Origin of the sequence: Tunturiibacter empetritectus (genome assembly GCF_013410875.1) — a bacterium.
Lineage (GTDB): Bacteria > Acidobacteriota > Terriglobia > Terriglobales > Acidobacteriaceae > Edaphobacter > Edaphobacter empetritectus.
In genome coordinates this window covers 1,246,434-1,266,226 of the sequence record NZ_JACCCU010000001.1, presented here as the reverse complement: position 1 = coordinate 1,266,226, position 19,793 = coordinate 1,246,434, and the positions used below count along the sequence as shown (strand labels likewise).

At 58.8% G+C, this 19,793-nt stretch carries 13 protein-coding genes and 1 tRNA gene; 4 read left to right on the top strand and 10 right to left on the bottom strand.

The genetic code is table 11. From position 1 onward, the window contains the following. Positions 1-77: 77 nt before the first annotated feature. The 5 genes from queG to HDF08_RS05250 form a co-directional block, all read right to left on the bottom strand. Positions 78-1,250 carry a tRNA epoxyqueuosine(34) reductase QueG gene (queG, locus tag HDF08_RS05270; RefSeq protein ID WP_179637505.1) on the bottom strand — a complete coding sequence of 391 codons (1,173 nt, stop codon included), beginning with the start codon at positions 1,248-1,250 and terminating at the stop codon, positions 78-80. A gap of 54 nt (positions 1,251-1,304) precedes the next feature. Next, complete coding sequence (rfbG, locus tag HDF08_RS05265; protein ID WP_179637504.1) at positions 1,305-2,402, bottom strand: CDP-glucose 4,6-dehydratase; 1,098 nt, start codon at positions 2,400-2,402, stop codon at positions 1,305-1,307. 104 nt (positions 2,403-2,506) lie between these two features. Beyond that, positions 2,507-3,277, bottom strand: a complete 771-nt coding sequence (rfbF, locus tag HDF08_RS05260; protein WP_179637503.1) for a glucose-1-phosphate cytidylyltransferase — start codon at positions 3,275-3,277, stop codon at positions 2,507-2,509. A 112-nt stretch (positions 3,278-3,389) separates the two neighbouring features. Beyond that, on the bottom strand, positions 3,390-4,391 hold the full coding sequence (locus tag HDF08_RS05255) for a glycosyltransferase family 2 protein (RefSeq protein ID WP_218884501.1): 1,002 nt from the start codon (positions 4,389-4,391) through the stop codon (positions 3,390-3,392). A gap of 46 nt (positions 4,392-4,437) precedes the next feature. Then, complete coding sequence (locus HDF08_RS05250; RefSeq protein WP_179637502.1) at positions 4,438-5,376, bottom strand: NAD-dependent epimerase/dehydratase family protein; 939 nt, start codon at positions 5,374-5,376, stop codon at positions 4,438-4,440. Positions 5,377-5,767: 391 nt separating this feature from the next. On the opposite strand from HDF08_RS05250, the gene HDF08_RS05245 reads away from it, so the two are divergent. After that, positions 5,768-5,859: transfer RNA gene (locus HDF08_RS05245), tRNA-Ser, on the top strand. A 56-nt stretch (positions 5,860-5,915) separates the two neighbouring features. Here the strand turns inward: HDF08_RS05245 and HDF08_RS05240 are convergent. Beyond that, positions 5,916-8,123, bottom strand: a complete 2,208-nt coding sequence (locus HDF08_RS05240) for an immunoglobulin domain-containing protein (RefSeq protein ID WP_179637501.1) — start codon at positions 8,121-8,123, stop codon at positions 5,916-5,918. Between the two features lie 159 nt (positions 8,124-8,282). Continuing rightward, a complete protein-coding gene (locus HDF08_RS05235; RefSeq protein ID WP_179637500.1) occupies positions 8,283-9,917 on the bottom strand; it encodes a phytoene desaturase family protein in 1,635 nt (544 codons plus the stop codon). Positions 9,918-10,112: 195 nt separating this feature from the next. On the opposite strand from HDF08_RS05235, the gene HDF08_RS05230 reads away from it, so the two are divergent. Together HDF08_RS05230 and HDF08_RS05225 are read left to right on the top strand one after the other, a co-directional pair. After that, complete coding sequence (locus HDF08_RS05230; protein WP_373563173.1) at positions 10,113-11,474, top strand: Gfo/Idh/MocA family protein; 1,362 nt, start codon at positions 10,113-10,115, stop codon at positions 11,472-11,474. 85 nt (positions 11,475-11,559) lie between these two features. After that, positions 11,560-13,461 carry a coagulation factor 5/8 type domain-containing protein gene (locus tag HDF08_RS05225; RefSeq protein ID WP_218884500.1) on the top strand — a complete coding sequence of 634 codons (1,902 nt, stop codon included), beginning with the start codon at positions 11,560-11,562 and terminating at the stop codon, positions 13,459-13,461. Positions 13,462-13,588: 127 nt separating this feature from the next. On the opposite strand, the gene HDF08_RS05220 is transcribed toward HDF08_RS05225, so the two are convergent. Together HDF08_RS05220 and HDF08_RS05215 are read right to left on the bottom strand one after the other, a co-directional pair. Further along, positions 13,589-14,644 (bottom strand): HoxN/HupN/NixA family nickel/cobalt transporter, encoded by a 1,056-nt coding sequence (locus HDF08_RS05220; protein ID WP_179637499.1) that lies wholly within the window; start codon positions 14,642-14,644, stop codon positions 13,589-13,591. 93 nt (positions 14,645-14,737) lie between these two features. After that, entirely contained in the window at positions 14,738-15,250 is a 513-nt protein-coding gene (locus HDF08_RS05215; protein WP_179637498.1) for a cupin domain-containing protein, read from the bottom strand. A gap of 72 nt (positions 15,251-15,322) precedes the next feature. Here HDF08_RS05215 and HDF08_RS05210 point away from each other — a divergent pair, with 72 nt between their 5' ends. Next, positions 15,323-16,636: an NCS2 family permease gene (locus HDF08_RS05210; RefSeq protein WP_179637497.1), complete on the top strand. Its 1,314-nt coding sequence runs from the start codon at positions 15,323-15,325 to the stop codon at positions 16,634-16,636. Positions 16,637-16,650: 14 nt separating this feature from the next. On the opposite strand, the gene HDF08_RS05205 is transcribed toward HDF08_RS05210, so the two are convergent. Beyond that, positions 16,651-19,788: a sensor histidine kinase gene (locus HDF08_RS05205; RefSeq protein WP_179637496.1), complete on the bottom strand. Its 3,138-nt coding sequence runs from the start codon at positions 19,786-19,788 to the stop codon at positions 16,651-16,653. Between the last annotated feature and the right edge of the window lie 5 nt (positions 19,789-19,793).

The following is a 19,793-nucleotide window of genomic DNA, read 5'->3' as shown; positions in this document are numbered from 1 at the left end:
TCCGGCGAGCGGCGGCCGGGCAATTCACTCCCGATGCTAGCAGAGGGTGTCGGTTTTCGGTGGCTGTTGATGTTGGCCTAGGAGGGCTGGGGGGTTGGAGTGTTGGTGAGGCCGTGGATGCGCGCGATGGCCCACTGCGACGACTCGGCAAGCACGGGGTCTTCCGCTGCGCTCCATTGCTCCAATTGTGGGAGGAACTGCGCTTCGCCGCTGTTTCCCATGGCGATAGCGACGTTGCGATGCAGCCGCTTCAGGCGCGTGCGTTCGAGAGGCGATCCCTTGAACCATTGCTTGAAGGTTGCGGAGTCCAGTTCGGCGAGCCAAGACAGCGATGGGTTGACCAGCTGTCTTCGTGGGAGCATTCCGTCGCTCTGCGAGATGGGAGAGCGGCGGTTCCAGGGACAGACGTCCTGGCAGATATCGCAGCCGAAGACCTGGCGGCCCATCGGTTCTCGCAGCTCTTCAGGGATTGTGCCTTTTTTTTCGATGGTGAGATAGGAGATGCAGAGCGAGGCGTCCATCTGGTGTGGCGCAACCAGCGCGTCGGTGGGGCAGGCATCGAGGCAGCGAGTGCAACTGCCGCAGCGGTCCACAGCGACTTCGAGCTCGAACGTGGGGGAGACCGGGATTGACGTGACGATGACGCCAAACAACAGCCAGGAGCCGAGCTTCTGATCGAGGACGCAGGTGTTCTTGCCGACCCAGCCGATGCCGGCCTTTGCGGCTGCGGCTCGCTCCACCAGGGGGCCGGTGTCCACATAGCAGCGGGTCTGGCAGGCGAGGCGCTCGTGGAGTTGTGACTCGATTTTTTTGAGGCGGCTTAGCAGCTCGTCGTGATAATCGGTGGGGGCGAGTTCGCCGGGTTTGGCGGGGTCGGTGCGGCCGCTCCAGGCGTAGCGGGCGATCCATCCGGTGGCGGGTGAGGATGGGTCAATGGAGAGTGGGGCCGCGGCGTTGTAGTTCAGCGCGCAGACGATGACCGAACGCGCCCAGGGCATTGCGATCTGCACGTCGCTTCGCAGCAAGACTCCGTGCTCGTCACGGCGCTTGAGGTAGTCCATCTCGCCTGCTCGGCCGGAGTCGATCCAGGCTTCGAATCGTTGCGCGTCGAGTGGCTTATCGTCTTCGGGATTGCCTGTGGCGACTGGCGCTACTCCTACGGTGTCGAAGCCGGAGTGCGCGGCTGACTCACGCAGCCATTGCCTGAGGTCGGAGGTCCATGCTGCGGCGGGTTGTGTTGTCTGCGCCATTAGGCTCGTTATTCCGCTCTGCAGCCTTGCTGAGAGGAACGCTTCCGGTCGGATCTAAAATGCCGGTGGGCTGGCAAGGATCGTCTCGTACTGGCCGATCTGGTCGAAGGTGTAAGCCTGCATGTCAGCGCCTGCTTCGTGCGCCTTGTACCAGCGGACGAGCCAATCGAGTGCGTCGGAGAGATGGAGGCGGGGCGTCCAAGCCAGGTCTGCGCGAGCCCGGCTCGCATCGAGTTTGAGATAGCCGGCTTCGTGCACGCTGGGGTCTTCGTCGAGAACCCATGAGGCGCCGTCGCCCCAGGTGCGCGTCATGCGCTCTGCGATCCAACCTACGGGACGTGCGTCGTCGTCTGCCGGGCCGAAGTTGTAGGCTGTCGCGTACCTCGCGGGGTCGGCGGAGAGCAGCTTTTCGGCGAGGCTCAGATAGCCGTGGAGCGGCTCAAGCACATGCTGCCAGGGACGTATCGCGTGCGGACGGCGGATGGGCACGGGCTTGCCGGAGAGAAAACCTCGGACGAGGTCGGGGAGCAGGCGGTCGAGCGACCAGTCGCCTCCGCCGATGACGTTGCCGGCACGTGCGGTGGCGATGGCTACTCGGTGACTGGCGATCTTGTCGACCGGGAAGTATGACTGGCGGAAGGCGGCGGAGACGATCTCAGCGCAAGCCTTGGAGCTGGAGTAGGGATCGTAGCCGCCGAGGGGATCGGTCTCGCGATAACCCCACACCCACTCTTTGTTCTCGTAGCATTTGTCGGTCGTGACCGAGACTACGGCGCGAACCGACGGCGTACGGCGAACTGAGTCCAGCACGCGCGCTGTGCCGATGACGTTGGTCTCGTAGGTGGTGATGGGATCGTCGTAGGAGAGACGCACGAGAGGCTGAGCGGCGAGGTGAAAGACGACCTCCGGGGCGAAGTCCTTCATCGACTTCTCCAGGTGGGCTGCGTCGCGGATGTCGCCGCGAATGTCTTCTACACGGCTGCCTATGCGTGCTGCGTCGAAGAGGCTGGGGATCGTGCAGGGATTGAGCGAGTAGCCTCGCACCTCTGCGCCCAGACGAGAGAGCCACAGAGCGAGCCATCCCCCTTTGAAGCCGGTATGCCCAGTGAGAAAGACGCGCCTTCCGGCCCAGAACTTCGCATCGTGCGACATGAAACCTCCGCGTCTCCTGGTTTAAGCTTCTTGGTTCTAAATTCTTCGCCTCTGATTGCAAATTCGCAGAAGGGCAGTGAGCTTGGTGGTGGTTGGCGAGCGATCTACCAAGTCTTCCAAGGTGCCTTGCCCGTCTGCCAGAGCTCTTCCAGGTGCTGCTTTTCGCGGAGGGTATCCATCGCCTGCCAGAAGCCGCGGTGGAAGAACGCATGCACCTCTCCCTTGTTGACGAGCGTCTCGATTGGCTCGCGTTCAAACATCTGTGAGTCATCGGTGACCGCATCGATCGCCGACGGTTCGAGCACGAAGAAGCCGCCGTTGATCCAGCCTCCCTCATCGGACGGCTTCTCCTGGAAGGAGTAGATCTGCGTGTTGTTGAATCCCAGCGCGCCGAAGCGGGCGATGGGCTGAACGCTTGTGAGCGTAACAGCCTTCTGGTGCTGTTTGTGAAATGCGATCGATGCCGTGATATCAACATCCGCGACGCCGTCACCGTAGGTCATGCAGAAGGGTTCGCCTGGATCGAGGTACTGCTTCACGCGACGTAGCCGGCCGCCTGTTCCGGTCAGATCCCCGGTATCGACCAGCGTGACGCGCCACGGTTCGGCGACCGAATTGTGGACCTGCATCTTGTTCGTCTGCATGTCGAAGGTGACGTCGGACATGTGGAGAAAGTAGTTTGCGAAGAACTCCTTGATGACATAGCCCTTGTATCCGCAACAGATGATGAAGTCGTTGATGCCGTGCTGGGAGTAGATCTTGAGAATGTGCCAGAGCATCGGCCTGCCGCCGATCTCCACCATCGGTTTGGGTCGAAGCGTGGTCTCCTCCGACAGCCGTGTTCCAAGTCCACCCGCGAGGATGACTGCTTTCATGCTTTGATTTCCTCTTTTTGTCGACGCAATATGAATCGATAACCTTCGTGACCAAGTGTCGTGCTAAGTATCTATGTTGTCTCTATGTTTCGCCAAGTCACGTCTCATCCCTCTAATTCCCCGACAAACTATTTGTAACCGTTGGCGTCAAAAGCAAGTTGTCTCCTTCTGCCACTCCGGCTACATCTTCAATGATCGTCAGAGGCTGCTTCTTCAATTGGTGATACATACGGCCGAGGTATTCGCCGATGATGCCGAGAAGCATCGCATTGATGCTGATCGATGCCAGACTGAGAGCCGCCAGCGTGGCAAAGCCTGCCGGCCACTCCGAGCGGAAGATCAGCTTTGCCGAGGTGTAGCCGATGATCGAGATCAACGTGATCACCGACACGACCAGCCCGAAGTAGGTGGAGAGACGAAGCGGCACCACCGAATGATTCAGAATCCCATCCAGCGCGAGCGACACCAGCTTCGAGAATGGAAATTTACTCTCTCCGCGTAGCCTCGCGTTGCGGCTGTACGGTATTCCAACCTGCTTGAAACCCATGGTGGCGATGGTGCCGCGCAGATACGGTTGAGCGTCTTCGAAGCTTTTGAGCAGATCGATGATGCGGCGGCTGATCAGGCGAAAGTCGCCCGCATCGACGGGAATCTTCTCTTCGCTGAGACGATCGATCAGACGATAGAAGATGACTCTTTGCAGATTGAGGAGCCAGGACTCCTGCCGCTTGATGCGGACGCCATAGACGACATCGGCTCCCTGCCGCCACTCCTCTAAAAAAGTTGCGATCAACTCGGGAGGATCCTGAAGGTCAACGTCAAGCTGGATCGCTGCGTCGCCACGTGCGCGTGTGTAGCCGGTCATGATCGAACGCTGGAATCCGAAGTTTCTCGAGAAGCGATAGGCATGAACCCGGCTATCGCGCGCGGCGAGATCCCGCAGGAGGGGAAAGGTCTGATCGGAGCTGTGATTGTCGGTGAAGACAAATTCGAACTGGTATAAGTCCGCCAGTTTTTCTGTCTCAACGCACACCGCGTCGTAGAAAGGAAGGATGTTCGCCTCCTCGTTGAAGACAGGTACTACGATTGAAATAAGCGGTTTTACGGGGATCAAAGAGGCTCTCTTCCTGCTCTCTACTTTAGTGTGGTTTCAGCTAAAGTCAACAATCTCGAAGGGCCTCCCAGGTTTTTGCAAGGCCTTCTTCGAGAGAGATGGCAGGCCGCCAGTTGAGAGCCGAAAAGGTTCTCTCTGCAATCGGTTCGTAGGAAAAGATCTCGCCTGTTTTATACGGAAGAGCGCCGTAGCGAATGAGCCCGTGGCGGCCGGTGATGCGCTCGATCCGCTCGAGGCAATCTCTCACGGTCACCACCTCTCCTGAGGCCAGGTTGAAGGAACGACCCTCGACGCCCTCGCTGACAAGAGCGTGGACGACGCCCCTGGCCACATCTTCTACGTGAATAAAGTCGCGTGTCTGCCTGCCTTCTGTGACGGAGACCTCTTTTCCTTCGAAGAGAGATTGCAGCACCTGCGGGATGAGCATGCGGGGAGCCTGGAAGGGCCCGTAGACGACCGAGGGCCTGAGCACCACGACGGGGAGTTGAAAGGCGCGATGAAACATCCGGGCATACGCAGTGACCGCTGCCTTGCTGGCGCCGTAGGGCGAGGCAGGATCCGGTGCGGTGTCTTCATCGAAGGGTCCGGTGACAGGACCGAACTCCTCTCCTGAGCCGATGAGGATGAGCCGCTTCACCTGCATCTCTGCGCAGGCCGTCATCAGATCGAGCGAGGGCAGCAGGTTCGTCTCGAGCGTGCTGCGAACTGCTGCGGCACTGCGGTTTGTCGTCACGGCTGCGTGAAGATGGATCACGTAGTCGGGTTTCGCGGACTGAACCGACTGTGCCAGCTGATCCGGCCGGTCGAACCAGAGCGTTTCGATGGATCGGGTGGGATGTTCGAGACGACGAGCGATGCGGCTGCGGTCGGCGACGGCAATGACGGTTGCGCCGGCTCTCTGAAGTTGGTCGACGACATAACCTCCAAGGAAGCCGGTCGCCCCGGTAACGACAACTCTCTTTCCGGAGAGGTCTTCACTTCTCAATATCTGCCTCCACCGACTATGGCTTCGAAGACTTCTAAACGGAGGCCCATCTGTATCTCCATGCTCTCACCTTGCACACTCGCACCATATTAGATGAACAGATGCTGTGCGCCTGGCACACGGCCTGGGTGGAGTCGATGGGGATAAGGCGGCATTGCACCAGACCCGCCTTTGCCGGTAGACTTGTTCTAGCTGGGCAGGATCTCCGAACCTTTCTGAGAGATGCCCGGTCACAGATCACTATCGATGAATATGCTCTTTTGCATCGCACGCCTGCTGGTGTTGCGGGTGCCACCGATAGGTTAGTTACAGTTCCTCAGACTGCAATTAACGCTGGCACACCTCTGCTTTGGCCACGCCAAAGACAAGCGTCCAGGGTGATTGAAAATGCGGAGAGTTGGCAGAGCCCGGTTGAATGCACCTGACTCGAAATCAGACATAGGCGTAAGTCTATCGGGGGTTCGAATCCCTCACTCTCCGCCATTCAACCTTCTAGAGGTATCACCTAGATCTTCGAAGTTTTAGATTTTTCTCGTCCGCTAGTTTGACGGTGCAGCAACAGTAGCCGACACATTACTGATGACTGTCTGCTCAGTGAAATCGCCGGTTGATGCCGTGAAGTAAAGATAAGCGACCGGGGGAACCGTGACGCTGCCTGAAAAAACCTGCAAGCCATCGATCGTGACAGTCATCGCCCCCTGCACGACGGAGACGACATAATCATGCGATACCGTCGCTCCCGGCGTGGCAAGGGGAGGGACATTTGTGTTGAGGAAGAAGTACGGGTTGCGGAACAGGTTGGTCTCTCCCCTGGTCACGGCGATGTAAGGAACGGGTGGATCGTTAGTATCGTGGTAATCATCGAAGACGACCACGACTCCAGGAATACCTTGAGCGCCCAGACCGCTTCCAAAGGCACCGTTCTTGCTCAGCGTTGCTCCGAGAGATGGGTCGCCCAGGACCATGGCATAGCCGTCCGCAGGGGGAGTGGTTGCATTACTGGTGGCAACCGTAAAGCTGATCTGAAGGTTGCCCGTAGGAATAAGGCTCGGCCAGACAATCGCGCTGGTTTGATTGTTTGAAGCCGTGGCAAAAAATTGAATGGCGCAGGGTGGAGGGGAAGGCGGTTGCGCACTGCCAACTGCGGTCCAGCCAGTGCAGAGATTGCCGATAGCAGGCAGAGCTCCGACAAACAGCGAAGCGGAACTGCTGGTGACAGAAGCTGTGGATCCGTTGCTAACCACAACACGAAATACCGAGCCGGAGTCCGTGGTGGCAGTAGAAGCCTGCGTGTAGGTCGCACCCGTCGCCCCTGCGATTGCGTTGAAGACGGTGGTTCCGGGAGCTGCCCTATACCACTGATAGGTCAGTGGGGCGGTAGAAGTCGCGGTCACGGATAAGGTCGCCGACGCTCCCGCGCTCACATATACGGTGACTGGCTGCTGCGTAATTAGGATTCCAGCGCCAATCGCAAGAATGGCTGGTTGAGATACTGCCTGCCCGTAACTGTTCGAAACGATGACATAGTAGCCGTCTTGGTCGTTGGCGGCAGTAGTACTTGTCGCTGGCACAGTGTAGGTGGCAGCGGTTGCGCCCGAGATTGGGGCGGCGCTCGCGGTGCCGGTGGTGCTTCCCGCTGGAATGCGATACCACTGGTAGGTGAGCGTACCAGGCCCGACGGCGGTCACGCTAAACGTTGGGGTGCTGCCAACGGCTGCGGTCTGGCGCACAGGCTGCACGGTGATGGTGGGGGGCACATTGCCCGCGGTGACCGTGAGAGTAGCCGAGGTGCTGGTGAGAACGGTCCCGCAGGTATCCGTCACCGTGACGTAGTATTGCGAGCCGCTGGAACCAAGTCCCTCTACCGGGGTGGTATAGGTGCTCGCGGTGGCACCGGCGATCGCAGCTCCCGTCGAACCGCCAGGAGTAATTACGTACCACTGGTAGCTGAACGGAGCATCTCCCGCTGCCGCGACGGAGAATGCGGCGGTCTGGCCCTGAGCAATCGAAAGGCTGGCAGGATTCGACGTGATCGATGTTCCTACCAGAACTGTGGCCGCCTGCGAGGTGACGCTGCCCGCGGCATTTGTAACCGTTACGGTGTAACTGCCGGCATCGATTGCGATGGCGCTGGCGATAAAGTAGCTAGAACTGGTGGCGCCCGCAATCGGCGATCCGTTGAGAGACCACTGGTATGTAACGGCGTTGGTTGCTGTTACAGAGAGCGTCGCCGAGGCGTTATTGCAAACATTCACGCTCACCGGCTGGGTCGTAATCACTGGCAGGCCAATCGTCACCGTAAGCGTGGCAGGATTGCTGTTGGCCGATCCAGAAGAATTAGATACAGTCACCGTGAACTTCGAGCTGTTGTCTCCGATCGCAGTTGCAGGAGTGGTGTAGGTGCTTGAAGTGGCTCCCGCGATCGCTGTTCCGTTATTGGACCACTGATAAGTGAGTGGCGCGGTTCCAGTGGCGGTAACGCTGAACGTAGCTGTTTGTCCCACAGTCACGGCCTGATTCGCGGGCTGCGTCGTAATGGTGGGGCTTTGAGAAGAGTTGCTACCCCCTCCTCCTCCGCCGCAGGCTGTCATCACCAGCAGCACCAGGGCGGCGGTCAGAAGCTGGATGCATCCCGACCGGAGCTTAAGCAAGCGGCTTGATCGTGGTGCACTCCCCACCATGACGCGGCGCGAAGGAAAGAGTGACGAAGCGATAAGCGAATCAAAAAATGCTGCTACTTTTTGCATCGAGCTCCTGGATACAATTGCAAATTTTCAGCTCGGGTCCATCATCTCTGATGGGCCGCTCGACAGATGCAGAAAGGCGAGCAAGCATACCAGCCGGCCCCAACGAATGAGGAAAAGGGTGATTCACTTCCAAGATATCTGTAGAGATTCGTAAGTGTACTACACCTTTCGTGCTACCTCGCCATCCAGATCACGGAGCACCGCCATCGCAGCATTGCGCCCGTTGATGCCGATCACACTGCCGCCAGGATGGGTACAAGCGCCACACAGATAGACGCCCTTCATCGGAGTTCTTGCGGCGAGACGCTTGCTCCACATGTAGGCAGGAAGGCACTCGCCCTGGAAGATATGCCCGCCGGTGAGGCCGACCTTCTGCTCGATGTCAGGTGGTCCCATCACCTGCGCGTCGACAACGGCGTCTTGCAGATTGCTGCAATAGCGACCGATCGAGCGCAACGCCAGAGCCTTTGCCTCGCTGCGACGCTCCTCCCAACTGCCTGACGCAAACTTGTAAGGGACGTACTGCGCGAAGACGCTCATGGTGTGCAAACCTGCTGGAGCTACGGTCTCATCGTGCACACTCTGGAAGTAAAGTTCACACCAGAGCTGCTCCGGAAAGGATCCCGCACGAGCTGCTGCATAGCCGGCCTTCCACTCCGCTTTCGTCAACGGAGCGTTGATCTGACCGTAGTGATGCGGCTCGTCAACTCCCGGTCGAGCGGTAAAGTTCGGCAGTTCGCGAAGCAATACGTTCAGTTTGACGGTGCATCCTTCGATCGGCACCGAGCGCACCCTGGCAGCCCAGGCTGGGTCTGCGCCGCTATCCAGCATTCGTAAGGTGCGGATCGGGTCTGCGTTCGATACGACCACCCGCGCTGTGATGCGCTCTCCACCCTCCAGTAGTACGCCCTCGCCGGGAAGAATCTGCGCCACGTTGACGCCTGTGGCCACAACTGCTCCGGCCTCGCGGGCAGCATCGCAGAAGTAAAACGACACCATGCCCATGCCACCCTTCACATAACCCCACATGCCTGGCATGCCGCCGAGACGGCCGGAGGAGTGATGAAAGCGAATGGAGGCCGTACCTGCGTCAAAAGGGCTCGCGTTGGTGCCGATCACGCCTTGTCCCAGATAAGCGGCTTGCAACCGTTCGTCGACTAGATAGCGCTCGACAAACTCCGCCATCGACCAGCTCAAGAGTAGATGGTGCGCTTCGGCGTCACCCTGGAGCAGATCTTCGAGTTGCTCCTGTGTTGGTGCATCGCCAATCCACAGATCGCGCCCGCCCGCGGATGGATTGTCGCTAAGGACGCCGCCTGCAGGCCGAAGCTTATCTCGCAATCGACGGACAACATCGTTCATCGCGCGCCAGCCTTCAATGTCGCGCGGCGAGAAGCGGCGAACCTCTTCTTCACATCGCGCGTCATCATCCCAAAGCTGAATGCTGCTGCCATCAAGAAAGGGCACAAAAAGTCCGTTGACAGCGGGTGTCCACGTAAAGCCGCGGCTCGGCAGACCGAGTTCCTCAATCACCAGCGGATGCAGCAGTCCGGCAAGATACGCGCAGGGGGACATCCGAACGCCGGGAAACGGTTCTTCGACGGTGCAGGCTCCCCCGACTCGCTCGCGGCTCTCCAGCACGAGCACGCGCTGGCCTGCCCGTGCCAGGTATGTTGCACATGCCAACCCATTGTGGCCCGCCCCCACAACGATCGCATCCCAGTGACGCGCAGCAATCTCTTTGAGCGGCAACGGAAGCCCGACTTTTCCCAAGATAGCCGCCGTCGCAGACATACAGGCCAGTATCCACTTCGCAGTTCTAATAGCAAAGCAAAAACAGATCGGTGTTCTGACACAATCCGCGAGCTGCAACCGGCCAGCGCAGCCATGGAGCACTCCGCTTCCCTGCTCTACCCTGCGAGACAAAATCTTTAGCGGAGAATATGGTTGCAGGTAGTGGTCAACTTCATCATGCGAGGACAGGGGCACGTGTTGAACCGTAGAAATTTCCTGAAGGCCGCGGGAACAGCAACCGCGGAGACGTTGCTGGGGTCGAAGTTGCTGGAATCAAGGATGTATGCGCTCACAACAGCTCAGACCAGCCCCGCCGTGCCGGTTGCAGCCAACGATCACATCCAGTTCGCATTGATTGGGGCGGGCATTCAGGGTCAAGGCGATACAAAGACCGCCGTGCAGGTTCCGGGCGTGAAGCTGGTGGCCGTAGCGGACTGCTACGACGGCAGGCTCGAACGCAGCAAAGAGTTATGGGGCAGCGACATCTTCACAACCCGCGACTACAAGGAGATACTAGCCCGCAAGGATATTGACGCAGTCCTCATCGCCACACCGGATCATTGGCACAAGCAGGCAGCCGTCGACGCCATGAACGCGGGCAAAGACGTCTACTGCGAGAAGCCGATGATTCACCTCTACTCCGACGGGCCCGAGATCATCGAGACCGCACGCAAAACAAACCGCATCCTCCAGATCGGAAGCCAGCGCGTAAGCTCGATCATCTACGCGAAGGCCAAGGAGCTGCTGGCTTCAGGCGCCATCGGCCAGCTCAACATGGTCACTGCGCGTTGGGACCGCAACTCCTCCATGGGCGCATGGAACTATACCGTGCCGCTCGACGCATCGACCGAAACCTGCGACTGGCCGCGCTTTCAGGGGACTGCGCCCAAAATTCCCTTCAACGCCGAGCACTTCTTCCAGTGGCGCAAATGGAAGGCCTACGGCAGCGGCGTAGCTGGCGATCTCTTCGTGCACCTCTTCAGCGGCACTCACTTTATCACTGGTTCACATGGCCCCACGCGAGCGATGGCAACCGGTGGCCTGCGGTTCTGGAAGGATGGCCGCGACGTCCCCGACGTGATGCTTGGCCTCTTTGACTACCGGGAAGGATTCAACCTCAGCCTCCGCGTAAACTTCGTAGACGGCGGCGAGGAGAGTGAAGGCCTGATCTTTACCGGATCGGAAGGAACGATGGAGATCGCGGGCAGCACCGTCAGCGTCAACCGAGTGCCTCTCCAGAAAGAACCCGGCTACACGATCGGAACCTTTACCGATGCGATGCAAAAGCGCATCCTTGAAGACTACCGGCAGAAGTATCCGGTCACGCATCCATCAGGCGGTCCATCCGCTGGGTTTGAAAAATTTGTAGCTCCCGCCGGATACAGCGACAGCTACGACCACTTCAGCAACTTCTTCTCTGCGGTTCGCACGCGGAAGCCTGTCGTGGAAGATGCGGTGTTTGGCTTCCGCGCAGCCGGCGCTGCCCTGCTGAGTAACCTGAGCATGGAGCGCGGCGAAGTCGTGAAGTGGGATCCGGACGCGATGAAGCTCCTATAAAGTCAATCTCGAACTCGCGAATCCTTTGTAAAAGGATGATAAGCTGAAACGTTTTTGTGGGGCGAAAATTGCCTACAGTCCTCGATTGACAAGGACTAAAACGCAGACTATCGTTGCCGGCGCAATCCACCCCATGCGTACCGGAGTTGCCAACGTGACACACAAAGCGAGTAAGTCTATCCCTGCGAAGCCAGCCTTCGCGCGCCTCATCGGAACACTTCTCTTAGCCGCAGGTGCATTCGCCAGTTCAGCAGTCGCTCAGAACACATCCAACCTTGGCCCCAACGTTTACGTCTTCGACCCAAGTATGTCGACGAGCCAGATCCAGGCAACGGTTGACTCCATCTCCAATCAGCAAATAAGCAACCAGTTCGGAACTCAGCGCTATGCCCTGTTATTCAAGCCCGGCGTCTACGGCAGCGCTGCCACGCCCCTCAACTTCAAGGTAGGCTTCTACACTGAGGTCGCCGGATTGGGCGCTTCGCCGGACGATGTGGTCATCAACGGCTCCATTGATGTCTACAATCAGTGCGACAGCAATGGCTGCACCGCACTCGACAACTTCTGGCGGTCGCTGTCGAACCTCGCCATCAACGTCAACACGCCGAACTTCGGCTGCTACTCCGGTGAGTTCTGGGCCGTATCGCAGGCTGCCCCGATGCGTCGCGTCCACATCACCGGCAACAGCACGCTGATGGACTACTGCACAGGCCCCTCGTATGCGAGCGGAGGCTTCATCGCCGACTCCGAAACCGGCTCCATCGTCAACGGGTCTCAGCAGCAGTTCTACGTACGCAACAGCAACATCGGCAGCTGGTCGAACGGGGTCTGGAACCAGGTCTTCTCCGGCGTCACAGGTGCGCCCGCACAAAGCTATCCGAATCCTACCTACACGACCCTTCCGAGCACGCCGGTCAGCCGAGAGAGACCATTCCTCTATAGCGACAGCGACGGCACCTACAAGGTATTTGTTCCCAAACTGCAGAAAAACTCGTCCGGTGTCAGCTGGGCGAGCGCAGGCACGCCCGGCCATTCAAGATCCATCAACAACTTCTTCATCGCGACCCCCTCGACCAACGTAGAGGCTATTAATCTCGCACTACTCTTTGGCAAGAGTCTCATCCTCACGCCCGGCGTCTATCAACTCAAAGACACCATCCGCGTCCTCTATCCCAACACCATCGTGCTTGGCCTCGGCTTTGCCACGCTTGTTCCGCAGACTGGCCGACCGGCGCTCACCGTCACGGATGTAGATGGAGTCGAGATCGCCGGTCTCATCGTCGATGCCGGTCCCGTCAACTCCTCCGCGCTGATTCAGTTAGGCTGCTCCCGACTGAGAGATTTGGATGACCGCTTCGGATTTAATCTCTTCGGGAATCACGCTTCAAATCCGTCGTCCTTGAGCGATGTCTTCATCCGGATCGGCGGAGCCACCGTTGGAAGCGCCACTACCAGTATCGAGATCAACAGCAACGACGTTCTGCTCGACGACATCTGGGCATGGCGCGCGGACCACGGCAATGGCGTCGGCTGGATCGTAAACACCGCGGATCACGGCCTGGTCGTCAACGGCGATAACGTCACCGCAACCGGCCTCGCCGTGGAGCACTACCAGAAGGAGCAGGTGCTGTGGAACGGTAGCGGCGGCGAAACCATCTTCTACCAGAGTGAACTGCCCTACGATCCGCCGAGCCAGAGCGCATGGACCGATGGCACTGCCAATGGCTATCCGTCCTACGTCGTCTCCAACTCAGCGACCACCCATCAGGCGTACGGCCTGGGCATCTACTCCTTCTTCAACCAAGGGATCAACATCATCGAAGACAACGCGATGACCGTCCCCGACAAAAGTGGAATCGCGATTCATGACGTCGGGACCGTCTTCCTGAATGGCAGCGGGCAGATCACCCATGTCATCAACGGGCAAGGCGCAACCGCCAACAGCAGCAATGGAGGCAGCCTGAATCCTGTCGTGCTCTACCCGTAAGCACAAAAGCACAAACGTGCATCCATCATTCTTGAGGGGCAGCAAAGTTCATGCTGTCCCTCAAGTTTTTGTTCCTTCGCATTATCTAAAAAAGTGCAGCTCTCACAGGCTCAGGCGTCGAAGAAAATTATGTACTCACTTCCAACTCGTCGAACCTGCGCCACTTGTAGAACCAGATCGAGACGATCCAGCTCAAAGCAAAGAGTCCGATGATGACGTAGCCTAGTGTGCCAAAGTTTTCATTGAGAGTGCCGACCCAGGACCAGAACGTCCCATGAAAGTGAAACTGGTCCGCCATCAGTCCGAGCGCTTCGATGCCGCCCACCATCATTGCAACGATCACCGAGATCAACGTGATCGTCATGTTGTAGTAGATCTTGCGAATCGGCTTCACGAAGGCCCACCCATACGCGCCCAACATCAAGACATTGTCCGTGGTGTCGATCAGAGACATGCCCGCCGCAAACAGCGCAGGAAACACCAGAACCGACCACAGCGACAGCCCTCTGGCGGCCTCGGAGGCCGAGAGGCCAAGCAACCCAATCTCCGTCGCGGTGTCGAATCCAAGGCCAAACAGAATGCCGAGCGGATACATGTGCCAACTGTGCCGGATCAACGCAAACATTGGCCGAAAGAGACGAGACAGAAATCCGCGGCTGCCCAGCAGCAGATCGAAGTCCTCCTCAACATAGCGCTCCCCTCGGCGAACCCGCCGAAAAGCAAGATACACCGACCGCAGAACGGCCATATTCACGATCGCGATTCCGAAGAGAAACAGCGTCGAGACCAGCGTCCCAACCACTCCGCCGATATGTCTCGCGGCATCCAGCCGATGTTGCAGCGATAGTGCTGTAGCCGAGATCGCAATCGACCCCAGAACTACAATCGTCGAGTGCCCGAGCGAGAACATGAATCCCACTGCGACAGGACGTTTGCCCTCCTGCATCAACTTCCGCGTTACGTTGTCGATCGCTGCAATATGATCGGCATCCACCGCATGACGAAGGCCGAAGCTGTAAGCCAGAAACGCCGTACCCAGCAACACCGGATAGTGTCGAAACGCAAGAAAAGCCCACATCCAGGCGGCAACATTCATCAGCAGCAAAAGGCTGTAAATAGCGAGGACCTTGCGCCTGGTATTGGCCGCAATATGGTCAAGCACGCCGCTAAGCAGATCTTTCATTCAGTCCTTATCAAACAATAGAATCACGGTACAACATCAGATAGAGCAGCGTCTCATCCGCCGGAGAAAACATCTTCAAAGAGAGAATCCAACTCAGCGAACAACTCTAGTTAAAGCCGTAATCTCCTCAACAAACTCGGGCCACGCTTCACACAGCTCCTTACGTTCTCCGGCGTCATAGTCCTCGAACTCAAATCCGGGGCTCACGGTACACCCCAGCAGCGCCCAGCGTCCTCCCGCTACCAGGCGCGACCCTTGCCACACGCCCCGTTCCACCACCACCTGCGGCCTTTGGCCTCGCAACAGATCGTTCCCGATCACGACTGTCTGGCCCTTCCCCTTCTCGACCAGCTGCAGCATCTCCACCGCGTCCCCGGCATAAAAATGAAACACCTCATCCGACTTCAGTCGATGCATCTCACTGAACGTCTCCGGCTCCAACAGATAGTAGATCGCAGTTCCAGTCCGTCGCGCCCCCGCATATCTCTTATCGCCAAACGCTTTGGCGTCCACCTTCTCCGTAGCTTCGTACGTCCTCACATACCACCCACCCTCGCGCGGATGCGGCTGCAACCCAAGTAATTTCTTCACATCCTCTGCTTTCATCCAAGCCCTCTCACGCTATGCTGGTACTACTCCATCCATTCTAGTTTCCCGCCTCACAGGAGCCCTGACCTGATGCACCTCCGCACTCGCCTGGAGCACTACTTCGGCTTCTCTGCACATGCGACCAACTGGCGAACAGAAATCCTCGCCGGCCTTACGACGTTCATCACGATGGCGTACATCATCTTCGTGAACCCGTCGCTGCTCAGTAAAACCGGCATGCCGCTCGCCGCCGTCACCACTGCTACCTGCCTCTGTGCGGCCTTCGGCAGCATCCTCATGGGAAGCATCGCCAACTACCCGCTCGCCCTCGCGCCCGGCATGGGCCTCAACGCCTACTTTACTTACACTGTCGTCCTCGGCATGGGAGTCCCCTGGCAAACAGCACTTGGCGCAGTCTTCCTCTCGGGCATCATCTTCCTCGCCCTCACCTTCACCGGCATCCGCCAGCGCCTCGTCGCAGCCATCCCTCATCAGCTGCACGCTGCAGTCGGCGGAGGCATCGGCCTCTACATCGCCTTCATCGGATTTCGCAACGCGGGCATCATCGTTCCCAGCGCCGCCACCACGGTCACCCTCGGAGATCTCCGCTCTCCAGGCACTGCGCTGGCAATCTTCGGCCTCTTGCTCATCGCAATCCTGCAAGTACTCCGCGTGCGAGCCTCCATGCTCATCGGCGTCCTCGCCACCACGTTCCTCGGCATTCTCTGCCATCAGGTCCACTGGGAACCGACGCACTACGACCTATCCGCAATCAAGTCCACGGCTTTCCACCTCGACATCCTCGGCGCGCTCCACATCGGAGCCTTCGAGATCATCTTCGTCTTCCTCTTCGTCGACCTCTTCGACAACATCGGCACGCTTGTCGCCGTCACCCAGCGCGCCGGCCTCATCGCCCCCGACCACACCATTCCCCGCCTCAACCGCATCTTCCTCGCCGATGCCAGCTCCACCATCCTCGGCTCCCTCGCGGGCACCAGCACCGTCACAAGCTACATCGAGTCCTCCGCAGGAGTCGCTGCGGGAGGCCGCACCGGCGTCACCGCCATCGTCACCGGCATCCTCTTTTTCCTCTCGCTCTTTCTTGCACCACTCGTCGGAGCCATTCCCACCTTCGCCACAGCGCCCGCGCTCATCCTCGTCGGCGGCCTCATGCTAACTGGCCTTGGCGAGATCGAGTGGGACGACCCGCAGATAGGCATCCCCGCCTTCCTCACCGTTGCGACCATCCCACTTACCTGGTCCATCGCCGACGGCCTCAGCTTCGGCCTCACCAGCTACGCCCTCCTCCAACTGCTCACCGGCCGCGCCCGCCGTCAGGACTGGATGCTCTATCTCCTCGCCACACTCTTCCTGCTCCGCTTTGTCTTTCTCATCCGCAAATAAGCCACGCCTGCCAGTCACAACCCTTTATCTCTGGCTCCACTCCTGCGAAAGAGTCGAGACAGAAGCTGAGGAGAAGCTGATTCGTAGACGAGCGAGCCGGAGACATTGAGCTCTACCTCCGTCCCGGCACCAGCCTCACTCCAAACCGCCAGCCGCGCGCCAATCCGCTTTGCACGCTCTCGCATTCCAGGCAGTCCCCAGTGGCCCGCGCGCTCTCCCTGCTCCAGAACCTTCCGGTCGATTCCCTTCCCATCGTCGCGAATCCGCACGCGCAGCAGCCTCTTCCCATACGTAATCTCCGCTTCGATCTTCTGCGCCTCACTATGCTTGAAGGAGTTCCGCAGCGCCTCTCGAACGATGTGGTAAATATCGTCCCGGAAGATCGAATCCAGTGGCTTTGCAGTACCCTCCTCGACGACAGAGAACCCAGGCCTCATTCCCTCTCTGAGACTGCCGCCTAACTCTTCTCCCAGCGCCGTGATCATGTGCGCGAGATCGTGGTCGACCAACGTAGAGGATCGTATGTCATAGATTGCGTTTCGCCCCTCCACCATCGCCTGGTCCGCGCTCTGCAGAGCCGAGTCAAGATTCTTCTCCGCCTCCGACGGATCTCTCGGAATCAGATCCCGGGCGGTCTGGAAGTGAAGAATCAACCCCTGAAAACTCTGCAGCAGAGTATCGTGCAGCTCGCGAGCAATTCGCGTTCGCTCCGACAGCCGCTCGATAAACTGCAGGTCCATCCGCGAAGTCACCTGTCCGACATGCCACTGATAAACAGCCCAAGCCACGGCTGCCACCGCTGCCGCGCACAACAGCAGAAACCAACTCGTCTGGTAGAACGCCGGAACAACCGTAAGATCCAGCGATGGCCCATCCAGATTCCAGACCCCATCGCTGTTCGCGGCGATTACGCGAAACTTGTAAGACCCCGGACCGAGGTTGGTGTAGAAGGCATCCCGCACTTCGACCGGCTCACTCCAGCCTCGATCGAATCCATCCAGACGATACCTGTATCGAACCCGCTCCGGCAGTGCAAGATTTACACCGGAAAAACCGAACGTAACCCGCTGGCGAGCCGAGGGGATACGAACCGCTGTCTTGATATCAACCAGATCTCCATCGACAGCAACGGCATCGATCTTCGCCAGAACCAGCGCGGCGCCCCGCGCAGCTCGAATCGGATCGACGACCGAGAGCCCGTGGTTCATCGAAAACCAGATCCGTCCCAGCGAATCCTCGACAACGGACCGCTGCCTCTTCACCCCCTCGACTCCATTCAGGCCATCGGTCGTCCCGTACTCCCGTTCGTCGCCCTCCGCGATCGAACCGTTCAGCAGCTTATCCCGCCTCACTCTCAGAACGCGATTTGAGGTCGCAACCCACAACCATCCGTTGGTATCCTCCGCCACTCCGAAGATCTGCTCCTGCAACGCCACCGGCACATTGCGTGGAATATGGCCCGCACCGCCACTAAAATACGCGAGGCCCGATGTCGTCCCAACCCACAACACGTGATTCGAATCCTCGAGCAGACAATTGATATCCGGTGAGGGCAATCCCTCCGTCTCTGTGTAGGTTCGCAGCTGGCCATGCAAGAGCTGAGTCAGGCCAACCGGCGTTGCGACCCACATGCTTCCGTCCGCCCCCTCCGCCATCGCTGTCACCGTATTCGAGGGCATTCCATTCGCCGTCGTGTACGAGGTAAACTTGCCGTCCCTCAGCTCACTGACCCCGCCGCTGAGTGTTCCAGCCCACACCGATCCGTCGCGGTTCTGATGAACCGCGTACACGCTGTCCTGAAGCAGTCCGTCCGCATGCGTGTAGGTCTTTGTCTCGAAGCCGCCCTTGGCAACACGCAGCCGCGTAAGTCCGCCCCGTTGTCTGCCCACCCACAACTCATCCTGGCTTCCCGTGATGGAGTAGACCACATCTCTGTCCAGACCCCCTGCCGTAACCTTCTCGGCCACTCCATCTTTCAGCCAACGCAATCCGCCGTCGAGAGGAGCGAACCAAGTGCGTTCCCCCGAATCGATGTAGACCGGACCACCGCTGGTCGATCGCAAATCTTCGTCAACCGCAAAGCTCACAAAAGTGCTGTCGCGAAGCCTCTCCAAACCTCGTGGCGTCCCAATCCACAGATCCCCCTCTCTATCCTCAAAAAGAGAGTTCACCGCCAGATTGGAGGCCACCGTATCGTCCTCATCGGAGGAGACACCGCGCGCGTTGAATCGAAGCAGTCCATGAGACGTGCCGATCCAGATGTTTCCATCCCTGTCGCGAATCGCCGACAGAGCCGACACCTTCCCAAGCTCCGAGGGCACGCCTTCGCGAGTAACTTTCGACCCCGTCCAGCGCAGAACGCCTCTGTCGGTTCCAATCCACAGCTCTCCGTTCTGCATCGGAAGCAGGCAGTTGATCCTTCCCTCTACCCGAGGTGCTATGTCGTGAATCTGCCCGCCTCCCAGGTAGAAGAGACCTTTATCGGGCGTCCCCAGCCACACAACGCCATCGCTCGTCTCAGCAATCGCCGTCACCGAAGTATTCGGCTTGGCGAATCGATGAGTCGCCACGCCCGTTGCCCAGCTTAACCGGCTCGAAAGTTCATCGTTCATCACCGCCGCCTGAGCAGGATCGGTCCTCCCCGGCGCCTGCGCTGCAGTCAGCACATCGAACTTACCTGCGTGATATCCAAGCGGCCCCAGGGCCAACGACGAGAGAAGCGCCGAGCCATCCCTGCGCCGCCCAATCGATGTAATTCCAACCTCTGCTTGGCTGTGCCCAGGGTCGAACATCCCGGCGTGATATCGCAGGATCGTAGTATTCGTCAGCAGTATCCACAGATTCGATTGAGAGTCGGTAATCAGCTCTTGAACAGGTCCTATCGGAAGCGCCGTCGGAGCCTGTTGCTGAAACTCCTGAAAGCTCATCCCGTCGAAGCGAAACAGACCCTTCTCCGTCCCGACCCACAGATACCCATCAGGCCCCTGGGCGATCGAGCTTACCGCCCCCCCGATAAAACCTCTCTCAAGCCCCCAGTTCTCCCGCATGTACTGCGAGATAGCCCGATTCGGATCGACCGCATAAACCGTCCGGGCAAAACACATCGCAACCAGCACGGCCACCAATTTTCCGACCAGCCGATAAACTTTCATAGCCC